The following is a 10613-nucleotide window of genomic DNA, read 5'->3' as shown; positions in this document are numbered from 1 at the left end:
GCATCTCGCGCTTGATCTCCAGGCCGACCAGCAGGAAGAACACCGCCATCAGCCCATCATTGATCCAGTGCGAGACGCTGAGCGGACCGAGATAGGCGTGGAGGACCGAGAAATAGGACCCGGCGAGAGGCGAGTTGGCGACGATGAGCGCCAGGGCCGCGGCCGCCATCAGGATGATGCCGCCCGCCGCCTCGCCGTCGAGGAATTCGCGGAGTATCGATCGCGGCTTCTGGTCCAGCATGCTGCCCCCTCGTCGAACGTGTCGGCAGGCGCATGCCTGCGTTGCGATGATGCGCAACCCTCAGGCGCAGGGCAAGTCGCGCGGTCGAATATGAGTCAGCGCGGCGCGCGCTTGGCCAGGATCCGCTGCAAGGTGCGGCGATGCATGTTCAGCCGGCGCGCGGTCTCGGAGACGTTGCGGTCGCACATTTCGTAGACGCGCTGGATATGCTCCCAGCGGACGCGGTCGGCCGACATCGGGTTTTCCGGCGGCGCGGCGCGCTCGCCCGACGTGCGGGTCAGCGCCGCGAACACGTCGTCGGCGTCGGCCGGCTTCGACAGATAGTCGACGGCGCCGAGCTTCACCGCCGTCACCGCGGTGGCGATGTTACCATAGCCGGTCAGGATGATGGTGCGCGCGTCGTCGCGCTTCTCGCGGATCGCGGCGACCACATCGAGGCCGTTGCCGTCGCCCAGCCGCATGTCGACCACGGCATAGGCCGGGGGACGGGCGCGCGCCTTGCCGACAGCCTCTTCGACGCTCTCGGCCGTCTCGACCACGAAGCCCCTGGTTTCCATGGCCCGGGCCAGCCGGGTCAGGAACGGCTTGTCGTCGTCGACGATCAGCAGCGAGGTGTCCTCGCCTTCGACCATCGGACCAGTGGTTTCGTCTCCGCTCATCTTATCAACACCCTATCGACATGAAGCGCGTCGCGCCATTGGCGAACGCGCTTCAGGTCCTGTTTGCGGGCATGTCGGTCTCTCGCGGCCGCTGCACGGTTTTGGGCGACATGCCTTACTTTTACGCAGATACAATTGTGCACCGGCATTGTCCAATTTTTAGAGCCGGCAACACACCTGCCATGCGACCAACGCAAGGCTCAGGCATTGTCGAACATGGTGCCGGAAGTCTGTTCGGGATTGAGGAAGACGCCGCGCGGCCAGGTGATCTGCACGACCGCGCCTTCGCCAAGACCGCTCGAATTGCGAAAATCGAGCGTGGCGCCGGAGCGTTCCAGCAAGGTCTTGGCGATGAAGAGCCCAAGGCCGAGGCCGCCGCCCGCTTCGTTGCCCTGGCGCGTCGACATATAGGGTTCGCCGATGCGGTCGATGATCTCGGGCGGGAAGCCCGGCCCGTCGTCGGTGATGGAGAAGGTGACGTCGATCTCGTCCCAGCTCCAGCTGACGGTCACCGTCTTGCGGGCAAAGTCGACGGCGTTCTCGACAAGGTTGCCGAGACCGTAGATGACGCCGGGGCTGCGCTGGCCGACGGGTTCCGGACCGACACGCTCGCCGGGGCGCAGCCGGATGGAGATGCCGAAGTCGCGATGCGGCGCCGTGACCTCCTCGACCAGCGAAGTCAGCGGCAGGCGCGACATGTGCGCCTCGCCTTCGGAGGACAGGCTGGTCAGCCGCTTCAGGATCTCGCGGCAACGTTCGCTCTGTGAGCGAAGCAATTTCACGTCCTCGCCGAATTTCGGATCGTCGCCGAGGGCCTTTTCCATCTCCTTGGCGACGACAGTGATGGTGGCCAAGGGCGTGCCCAACTCATGCGCGGCTGCCGCGGCGAGCCCATCCAGCGCCGAGAGATGCTGCTCGCGTTGCAGCACCAGCTCGGTCGCGGCGAGAGCGTTGGCAAGCAAGCGCGCTTCCGCTGCCACGCGGAAGGCGTAGATCGCGGTGAAAGCGATCGAGGCGAACACAGCCATCCACATGCCGGCGACATAGATGAACGGCATCGGCAGGGGCGAGCCGTCATACCAGGGCAGCGGCTGGTGGAAGAACACCAACAGTGTGGCCGCCACCATGACCAGCGCGCCCAGCACCCCGGTGAGGCGCAATGGCAGCGACGCGGCCGAGATGACGACGGGCACCGAGAGCAGCACCGAGAACGGATTGGTCAAGCCACCGGTCATGTAGAGCAGGCCGGTGAGCTGCAAACCGTCGAAAGTCAGGATGGCGAAGGCCGAGAGCGGCGTCAGCCGGTGCGCCGCCGGATATCGGAAGGTGAGCCACAGGTTCATCCAGGCCGAGCAGGCGATGAGCGCGAAGCACATCGAGACCGGCAGTGGAAACCTGAGGCCATAGGCGACAACCAGAACCGCTACGCTCTGGCCGACAATGGCGAGCCAGCGCAGGCGGATCAGCGTGTTGAGCCTGAGCCGCTGGCTCTGCTGGAAATCGGGCGCGCGCAGGATGTTGATCATCGCCATGGTTTATAGCCGGGAAAGCAGGATCGGTAGAGCGCCAGGACCAAAATTCAACGTCATGTCCCGCGCGGCTTGGCGCGGCTGGTGGCGGCGGCAAGCAGCGGGTTCTCCGGCCAGACATGCCTGGGGTAGCGGCCGCGCATGTCGGTGCGCACGTCAGCCCACGAGCCGCGCCAGAAGCCGGGCAGGTCGCGCGTCGTCTGGATCGGACGGTGCGCCGGCGACAACAGCTCGAGGGTCAGCGGCACCGTACCATTGGCGATGGCCGGATGGCGGTCGAGGCCGAACAATTCCTGCACGCGGACCGAAAGCACCGGCCATTCGCCGTCATAGCGGATCGGCACATGGCTGCCCGACGGCGCGCCGAAATGGGTCGGCGCCAGCGCGTCGACCTTTCGCTGCAAATCGTGCGGGACCAGCGACATCAGAGCGGCCGAAAGTGCGGCAGGCTTGATCGCAGCGAAGGAGGCGTCGCCCGCGAGAAACGGCAGCAGCCAGTCGTCAAGGCGATCGAGAAGCGCCTGGTCCGAGACATCGGGCCAGGGCGCGCCGAGACCGCGATGGAGCCAACCGAGCCGTTGGCGCAGGGTTTCGGCCTCCTTGCCCCAGTCGAGCAGCGACAGGCCGTGCTCGCGCAGGGCGTCCAGAATGGCCCGGTCGGCGTCGGCGCCCGACGGCGCCGGCAACATGCGCTCGGAAAGCGTGATGGCGCCAAGACGCGCGGTCTCGCGCACGCGCACGGCGCGGCGCTCGCGATCGAAGCTTGCTTCGCGCCGCGTCTCGATCCGATCGGCAAGCGCGGCGCGGATATCCGATTCGTCGATGGAAGCGGCTGCGGTGATGCGCGCATTCTGCGCCTTGCCCTGCAGGTCGGCCACGACGAGCCAGGTCTCGCCGGCCAGCGGATCGACAGCGTCGACCATGGCGCCGGAGCCATTGGCAAGCACGAAGCGGCCGCGTTCGCCGCGGGCCCTTGCCACACGATCGGGCCAGGCGTTGATCAACAGCGCGCCGGCCGATGTCGACGGGTCGCCCCTTTGCCCACCAGCCTGTTTCGCCAGGCGCTCGGCAAGCTGCCGGGCGGCATTGGCGCGCGGTGATTTCTCGCCGCGAAAGCGCATCAGCCGCCGCTCGAGGTCGGCGCTGTCGCCGCCCAGCCCGCGCTCCGTCAGCAGCACGGCAAGCGTGGCCGCCTCGAATGCCCGCCCGGTCCTTGCCGCCTCGGCCACCATATGGGCGAGCCGCACCGGCAGCGCCAGCCTGCGCATCGCGGCGCCCGCTTCCGTCAACCGGCCCGCGTCATCGATGGCATGGAGCGCCTTGAGCAGCAGCCTCGCCTCGCTGAGCGCAGGAACCGGCGGCGGATCGAGGAAGGAAAGCTTGGAAGGATCGGCAACGCCAAAGGCGGCGCAGTCGAGCACGAGACCGGAAAGGTCAGCTTCCAGGATTTCCGGCGGCGTGAAGGCGTGAAGCGATGCTGTCTGCTCGGCGCGCCACAGACGGACGGCTGCGCCGGCTTGGGTGCGGCCCGCGCGGCCGGCGCGCTGGTCGGCGGAGGCCCGGCTAACGCGCACCGTTTCCAACCTGGTCAGGCCGCTCGCAGGTTCGTAGCGCGGCAGGCGCGAGAGGCCGGAATCGATGACGACGCGCACGCCGTCGATGGTGATCGAAGTCTCGGCGATCGACGTCGCCAGCACCACCTTGCGGCGGCCGGGCGGAGCCGGCCTGATCGCGGCGTCCTGCGCCTTGTTGTCCAACTGGCCATAGAGCGGAACGACGTCGGTGTCGGCACCGACATTGCCCTCAAGCCGCTCGGCGGTGCGCTCGATCTCGCGCTGCCCGGGCAGGAAGGCAAGCACGCTGCCCTGCTCGGTGGCCAGAGCCGTACGGATGGCCTTTGCCATGGCGTCCTCGATCGCCACCCCGGCCGGGCGCTCGTCGTACCGGATCTCCACCGGAAAGGCGCGGCCTTCGCTTTCGATGACTGGCGCCCCGGACAAAAGCCTGGCGACGCGCGCGCCGTCGAGCGTTGCCGACATGACCAGCAGGCGCAAATCTGGCCGCAACGCGCCCTGCACGTCGAGCGCCAGCGTCAGACCGAAATCGCCGTCGAGCGAACGCTCGTGGAATTCGTCGAAGATGACGGCCGAGACGCCCGGCAGCTCCGGGTCGTCGAGGATCATGCGCGACAGCACGCCTTCGGTGACGACCAGGATCTTCGTCCTGGCCGAGGTGCGGTTCTCCATGCGCATGGCATAGCCGACGGTTCCGCCGGGCTCCTCGCCAAGAAGCTCGGCCATGCGGCGGGCGGCGGCGCGGGCGGCCAGCCGGCGCGGTTCGAGCAGCACGATCCTGCCCTCCCCCAGCCATGGCGCGTCGAGCAGCGCCAGCGGCACCAGCGTGGTCTTGCCGGCGCCGGGCGGCGCGACCAGCACGGCGCTGTTGCGTTCGACCAGCGCCTCGCCGAGCGCAGGGAGCACCGCGGTTACCGGAAGCTCCGGCAAAGATCCTGTCTTCATCGCGCCCGCATATCAGCGGGCATGCCGAACGCGCAACCGGCCGGTGGCCGTGAACTCAAAGCCTGGCGCGCGTGAACGGGTTCCAGCGCACCGTGCCCAGCCGCACCTCCTCACGCACCATGGTGAGCAGGCCCGAGGCGCCGACGACTGCAAGGCCGACCAGGGAAAGCGTATCCGGGTATTCCTGGAAGAACATCGCGCCGAGGATCACCGCCCAGACGATCTGCGAATAATGCGTCGGCGCAATGCGGTTGGCAGGCGCGTATTTAGCCGCAAGAAGATGCAGCAATTGCCCGCCGGCGGTGAAGGCGCCGCCCAGGACCAGCCAGACCAGCTGCCCGAGATTGGGAAGCGAAAACGACGTCGTGGCCGCGCCGACCCCGTTGAACAGCAGGCCGTAGCCGATCAGCGTGCCCAGCATGGTCGTGCGTTTCTCCTGCTGGGCGAGCGAGCGCATCAGGATGACGATGGTTGCAGCAAGGAATGCGTTGGCGAGCGCGGCCAGATGGCCGAGGTTCAATTCGCGAAAGCCTGGGCGCACCACCAGCATGACGCCGGCGAAGCCCGCGACGACCGCCAGCCATCGCCAGGGACCGACCTTTTCCTTGAGGATGACGGTCGAAAGGATGGTGACCAGCAAAGGAGCCAGGAAGACCAGGGCGTAGACTTCCGCCAGCGGAATGGTGGTGAAGCTGTAGACGCTCAGCACGCCGGAGGCGATGCCGGCCCAAGCGCGGGCCTGTACGGCCCAGGGCCGCTTGGTGCGCCAGAAATCGCGCCAGCGTTCCTCCTTCGGACGCGTGAAAAACAGGAAGCAGCCAGCAAACAGAGTGATGAAGAAGCCTATCTCGAAGACGGTGAACTGCCCGCCCAAGCTCTTGATGACGGCGTCGCTGAACGAATAATTTGCGTAGGCAAGCAGGGCGAGCAGGATTCCGTTAGGCACGAGTCGTTTCCGGGAGGACAGAGTGAGGGTACTGGCGCTGGGGGCACATCCCGACGACATCGAGATATTCATGTTCGGTACGATGGCGGCCTATGCCGCGCAAGGCGCAGAGTTGACTTTTGCCATAGCCACTGACGGTGCCAGGGGCGGCACTGGCGACCCGGCGGCGCTTGCCGGAGCCCGACGGGAAGAAGCGACCCACGCGGCCCAGCTGCTTGGTGTCACGCCGCGCTTCCTTGACTTCCCTGATGGAGCGCTGGTCGCGGACGTCACGCTGATCGCTGCGCTGAAAGCTCTGATCGGCGAGGTGAAGCCTGATCTCGTAATCACGCACGCGCCGAACGACTACCATGGCGACCATCGCGCGCTGTCGGACGGCGTGCGTATCGCGGCGTCCTTCGCGGTGCCGGTCCTGCAGGCCGACACGCTGGGCGGCACCGGCTTTTCGCCGACGCACTATGTCGAAATGTCAGCCCATTGGGACATCAAGGCGCAAGCCATCCGCGCGCACCGCTCGCAAGGTCCTGAGCACTATGTGAACAGGGCGCGCATCCAGAACGAGTTTCGCGCCGGCCAATGCAACGGCGCCCCGGGCGCGCTGGCCGAAGCCTTCCGTTTCGAGCCGACCTTCCCCTTCGCCGACATCCGCGCCCTGCTGCCGCCGGCGCCGCCGATCCGGCCGGTGACGGCAAGCCCGGTCACGCCAGGCAAGATTTGATTGAGCGGATCCCCTGGGCGTCGACCAGGCCGAGTCTGGCCTAGGCCACGCTTTTCTGCGATACCCCGAGGACTTCAATCTGCGCCGTAGCCCGGTCGATGCTGCCACCATTATCGCCTGCCGAAGAAAAATTACTGCTCGGCTTCGCCGACCCCGAGCTCCCGGTCGACCGGGGTGGAGGCCTTTCGGCAGCGAGCCTGACAGCGCTGCTGGCCAATGCCGAATTCCACGGCGCCCTGCCGATCATGCTGCGCAAGCTGAGGGAACGCGGCGACAACCATCTCCCCGCGGATGCCGCCTTGCGGCAGCGGCTTTCCGAGCTGCGAGACCAGGCAACGCTTGCGACCGGGCAGTCGATGCTGCTGCAATATCACGGCGATCGCATCATGAAGGTGCTGGCGGCCAAGGGCATTCCGGCCCGGATCGTCAAAGGCCCCGTGTTCGCGCGCAAGCTCTACCGCCATGTCGCCGACCGGCCATTCACCGATATCGACATTCTGGTCGAGCCCGCCAGCATCGCGGCGGCCAACGCGGTCATCGCGGATTTCGGATTCGAGCTCGCCAGCGGCGAGGCACAGTCGCATGAGCTGCTGGAATTCAAATGGCTTGAAAAGGAGAATTCCAGCCTGATGATCGAGCTGCACGGCAATCTGGTGCATGATTCCGGCATGCGGCGGCGGCTGTCGCTCGGCTTCCGTGAATTGCAGGCGATCGACGCCGGCGAGACCGACACGCCGGCGGCTCTCCTCACCATCGCCATCGTGCACGCGGCGGGCGGCCACAAATTCCACCGGCTGCAGCTTTGCGTCGACGTTCTGCAAGGCGTCCGCGCGCTGCAGACCCCTCAGGCTGAAACGCGCCTGCTTGAAGCCGCGCGCATGACGGGCATCGAGCTTGAGCTGGCCACGGTCCTCAATGTCACCGGCCGCCTTTTCGAAATGCCGCGCGCGATCGAACTCGCCGATCGCATCAAGCCCGACCTGTCGATACGGCTGGCCAAGCGGCTGATCACCGGCGACATGCTGCTTCGCGTCAACTCCAGGGAAAAGATCCGATCGCGCATCAGCCGCGACGCCTTCCGCTGGGTGCAGAGGCTGGCCAAGGCGAGACCCTATCAGCCCTGAAGGCGGCTCGGCGTAATTCTGAGCGCAGAACTGTCCTGGATTGGTTATCCGGGCAACGCGGCGCGGATCAGCGCCGCCGCATCGGCCGGGCTCGAACCGACCTCGAGCGTGAAAGTCGGGACCGTTTTGACCAGCGTAGCGATCGTCGCCATGCGCCGTTTCTGCAGCGGCAGCAGGCCGGTCATGCCGGTCCTGACATTGTCGGTGGCAAGCGCCACCATGGCATCGGTGCGGGCCATCGGCACCAGCCTTGTTTCGCTGTTCGCCGAGCGCGCAAGATGAAGCAACGCCGCGACCGGCCGCGCGCGGGTATCCTCGACGCGGATGATTTCCCTCAGCCGCTCCAGCGGCACCGCCTGCTCGCCATTGACGTCCCATATGTCGCCAAGACAAGGCGACACGAATGGCAGCATCGCCGCGGTGTTCTGATGAATCTTCGCCGCGCGCGGCAGGCCCCAGGCGTCGGGCGCCGGTTCAGCGGTGGTGACGATCATGGCGTCGTCCGAGCACAGGCCGAAGCCTTGCGAAGCGAGCGCCAGCGACGTCGTGGACTTGCCGGTGCCGCTCGGCGCATGGATCAGGACCAGGTCTTGGCGATCCGGCAGCGTCAGGCCGGCTGTGTGCAGCATATGCTGGTCGCCGGCATCGAGCGCGGCGTCGAGCACCAGCATCTCCAGCGTCCAGAGCATCTTCGCATGTGGCAGGACGCGGATTTCGGCCCAACCCTCGCTGGCATGGATAGACGCGGTCTGGCGACCGGGAAAGATCAGATGAACCACCGGGCCGGCATCGATCAGGCGACAATGGCCGTCCAGCAGCACCTCGCCGTCGAAGGCCAGCGAACCAGCCGGAGCCTCGTCGAGTGAATGCGTCTCGGCGATGTCGATCCGGAAACCGGGCTTTGCGGCAACCGCAGTGCGCAAGCTGCCGAGCATGGCGTCGAAATCCCGCCAGAGTTCCTCGCGCGTCGCATCGATGCCGAGTATCCAGCCGTTGAGATCATAGCAGATCGGCGCCGTGGATTTGGTCAAGCGGCACGCGCCCCGGTGTCGGCGTGGTGGCGATAGATCTCCACCATGCCCGGCTGGCTGTCGCTGACCACCGGCCTGCCGTCCAGGCAGACCCAGCAATGCGCCGACAGGCGCGGCGCATGCATCGATTTCGCATCGACGCCGAAGCGCAATTCGGGATCGAAGCCGGCCATGCGCAGGAAGCGGAAACCGAGCAACCCCTCCCTGAGGCACCTGCGGTCACGCATCAGCCACGGATGCCGGACCGTGCGATTGACGCGTGCGACGATATAGGCCGACGGCAGGCCGCGGTAGGGAGTGGGAGAGTTGAGCGGCGCCCATTTAAGGGTCGTTTCAAAGTCGCGCTGGCCGATGAGGACCGGCATCAGGCGGGCGCTGAGCCACAGATGGATGCGAAACAGCGCGCGCAGGAACGGTCCGTCCGCCATCACACGCCCGGGTCGGCAAGGATGCCTTCCGACACCAGCTCGGCGGCGAGCTCCGCCATGTCCTGGTCGAGCGTCTCCCTGTCGACGTCGAATTCGTCCGACAGCAGGCCGACGATCTGATCGAGGCTGCGCGCGCCGTCGACCTTGTCGAGAAAGGCTTCGGTGGTGTCGTTGCAGGTGTAGAGCTGACCGCTGCGCGCCAGAAGCACGACGGCGCCATCGCCCACATGCTGCACCGAAGCGTCGTCCGCCAGCCGCAGAACCGTTTCAGAGGCGATTTCGACCATGCGCCCGTTCCCCCGTGTAGAAGCGCAATTAGCGCGGTGTCATCGCACTGTCCATCGATCGGGCCGCAAACCTCGATCACATCGACGTATGGTTGTGGACAGGAGCACCGGCGGGGAACGCCATCTCGGCAAGGGAATCGGCCTCGCGCGCAGATGCTGCCGGGCTACGCGCTGGCTTGCGAGTTCGATGGTGACGCCGCCACGGCCAACAGCTTCCGACTCCTGCTAAGTATCGGTTTTTCTTAATCTTTCTTCATGGCAAATCCTTGCAAGTCATCCACAACCCGAAGTGGCATCGAGCTCCCGAAACTTCAAGCTCACGAAATCGGGTGGGACGAGCGGTTGCCTTCCTGCCCTTGGGTAAGCTAAAAAGCCGACGGGGTTTTGGGGAGGTAGAGGGCATGCGTTACAATTGGGAACGGGCTCCGACGGCGTTCGAGCGCCATCGGAAGGCATTGGCCGCCGCCATATTGATTGCTGGCGGCGTTGGTTTGATGCTGGCGGCGCTGCCGCTCTAAGCCGACTTACATCACGGACAACAGAAACGGCGCTTCAAATGGAAGCGTCGCCCGGAAGGATTTGCCGCCGACGTCGACCAAATTGCAGGAAGACATGGTCCGGCAACCCGGCGTAGGCTATGCAGACATGCAAGCCGTTCCTGGGGAGGAAGTCCGATGGCGTCACGCTACCATGAAGTCTATGAGGGTTGGAAACGCGACCCCATAGGGTTCTGGGCGGAAGCCGCCAAGGCCATCGACTGGTATTCGCCTTACGAGAAGGTCTTCGATCCGGCCGCCGGCGTCTATGGCCGCTGGTTCACGGGCGCCACCTGCAACACCTGCTTCAACGCCATCGACCGTCACGTGGCGGGTGGGCGCGCCGACCAGCTGGCGCTGATCCACGACAGCGCGATCGCCGGAACGGTGCGGAAATTCACCTATGCCGAGCTGAAACGCGAAATCGTTGCGCTGGCATCCGTGCTCAAGAACCGCGGCATCGGCAAGGGCGATCGCGTCATCATCTACATGCCCATGGTGGCGGAAGCGGCTATCGCCATGCTTGCCTGCGCCCGCATCGGCGCCGTGCATTCGGTGGTGTTCGGCGGCTTCGCCTCGCACGAGCTCGCCACCC

At 66.1% G+C, this 10613-nt stretch carries 11 protein-coding genes; 3 read left to right on the top strand and 8 right to left on the bottom strand.

Going from position 1 to position 10613, the window contains the following annotated elements; genetic code table 11:
- The 5 genes from Q0L57_RS30100 to Q0L57_RS30080 all read right to left on the bottom strand — a co-directional run.
- Positions 1–241, bottom strand: a 241-nt coding sequence (locus Q0L57_RS30100; protein ID WP_296746729.1) for a Na+/H+ antiporter NhaA, incomplete at its 3' end; no start/stop codon positions are given.
- Positions 242–336: 95 nt separating this feature from the next.
- Positions 337–900, bottom strand: coding sequence for an ActR/PrrA/RegA family redox response regulator transcription factor (locus tag Q0L57_RS30095; RefSeq protein WP_296746728.1), 564 nt, complete (start codon positions 898–900; stop codon positions 337–339).
- Between the two features lie 200 nt (positions 901–1100).
- The gene (locus Q0L57_RS30090; RefSeq protein WP_296746727.1) at positions 1101–2432 is read right to left on the bottom strand and encodes an ActS/PrrB/RegB family redox-sensitive histidine kinase; all 1332 of its coding nucleotides are present in this window, start codon (positions 2430–2432) and stop codon (positions 1101–1103) included.
- Between the two features lie 53 nt (positions 2433–2485).
- Positions 2486–4948: an ATP-dependent helicase HrpB gene (gene hrpB / locus Q0L57_RS30085; RefSeq protein WP_296746726.1), complete on the bottom strand. Its 2463-nt coding sequence runs from the start codon at positions 4946–4948 to the stop codon at positions 2486–2488.
- Positions 4949–5003: 55 nt separating this feature from the next.
- Positions 5004–5894: a DMT family transporter gene (locus Q0L57_RS30080; RefSeq protein ID WP_296746725.1), complete on the bottom strand. Its 891-nt coding sequence runs from the start codon at positions 5892–5894 to the stop codon at positions 5004–5006.
- Between the two features lie 22 nt (positions 5895–5916).
- Between Q0L57_RS30080 and Q0L57_RS30075 the strand changes: the two genes are divergently transcribed.
- Both Q0L57_RS30075 and Q0L57_RS30070 read left to right on the top strand, forming a co-directional pair.
- Entirely contained in the window at positions 5917–6612 is a 696-nt protein-coding gene (locus Q0L57_RS30075) for a PIG-L deacetylase family protein (RefSeq protein WP_296746724.1), read from the top strand.
- A 98-nt stretch (positions 6613–6710) separates the two neighbouring features.
- Positions 6711–7736 carry a nucleotidyltransferase family protein gene (locus Q0L57_RS30070; protein ID WP_296746723.1) on the top strand — a complete coding sequence of 342 codons (1026 nt, stop codon included), beginning with the start codon at positions 6711–6713 and terminating at the stop codon, positions 7734–7736.
- A gap of 44 nt (positions 7737–7780) precedes the next feature.
- Here the strand turns inward: Q0L57_RS30070 and Q0L57_RS30065 are convergent, their stop codons facing one another.
- Genes Q0L57_RS30065 through Q0L57_RS30055 form a run of 3 tightly spaced genes read right to left on the bottom strand, consistent with a single transcriptional unit; the run spans position 7781 to position 9482 of the window.
- Positions 7781–8767: a serine kinase gene (locus Q0L57_RS30065; RefSeq protein ID WP_296746722.1), complete on the bottom strand. Its 987-nt coding sequence runs from the start codon at positions 8765–8767 to the stop codon at positions 7781–7783.
- Positions 8764–9195: a lasso peptide biosynthesis B2 protein gene (locus Q0L57_RS30060; protein WP_296746721.1), complete on the bottom strand. Its 432-nt coding sequence runs from the start codon at positions 9193–9195 to the stop codon at positions 8764–8766. The genes Q0L57_RS30065 and Q0L57_RS30060 overlap by 4 nt, the downstream gene beginning before the upstream one ends.
- Positions 9195–9482, bottom strand: coding sequence for a PqqD family protein (locus tag Q0L57_RS30055; RefSeq protein ID WP_296746720.1), 288 nt, complete (start codon positions 9480–9482; stop codon positions 9195–9197). Before Q0L57_RS30055 ends, Q0L57_RS30060 begins: the two co-directional genes overlap by 1 nt.
- A gap of 674 nt (positions 9483–10156) precedes the next feature.
- On the opposite strand from Q0L57_RS30055, the gene Q0L57_RS30050 reads away from it, so the two are divergent.
- Positions 10157–10613, top strand: a 457-nt coding sequence (locus Q0L57_RS30050) for an AMP-binding protein (protein ID WP_296746719.1), incomplete at its 3' end; no start/stop codon positions are given.

Source organism: Mesorhizobium sp. (assembly GCF_024509055.1).
GTDB lineage: Bacteria > Pseudomonadota > Alphaproteobacteria > Rhizobiales > Rhizobiaceae > Mesorhizobium.
This window is presented reverse-complemented; position numbering and strand designations above follow the sequence as displayed.

Excerpts from the sequence above, each read along its gene's own strand:
- Q0L57_RS30090 (WP_296746727.1), bottom strand. The coding sequence starts at position 2,432 with ATGGCGATGATCAACATCCTGCGCGCGCCCGATTTCCAGCAGAGCCAG.
- hrpB (WP_296746726.1), bottom strand. The coding sequence starts at position 4,948 with ATGAAGACAGGATCTTTGCCGGAGCTTCCGGTAACCGCGGTGCTCCCT.
- Q0L57_RS30060 (WP_296746721.1), bottom strand. The coding sequence starts at position 9,195 with ATGGCGGACGGACCGTTCCTGCGCGCGCTGTTTCGCATCCATCTGTGG.
- Q0L57_RS30095 (WP_296746728.1), bottom strand. The coding sequence starts at position 900 with ATGAGCGGAGACGAAACCACTGGTCCGATGGTCGAAGGCGAGGACACC.
- Q0L57_RS30070 (WP_296746723.1), top strand. The coding sequence starts at position 6,711 with ATGCTGCCACCATTATCGCCTGCCGAAGAAAAATTACTGCTCGGCTTC.
- Q0L57_RS30055 (WP_296746720.1), bottom strand. The coding sequence starts at position 9,482 with ATGGTCGAAATCGCCTCTGAAACGGTTCTGCGGCTGGCGGACGACGCT.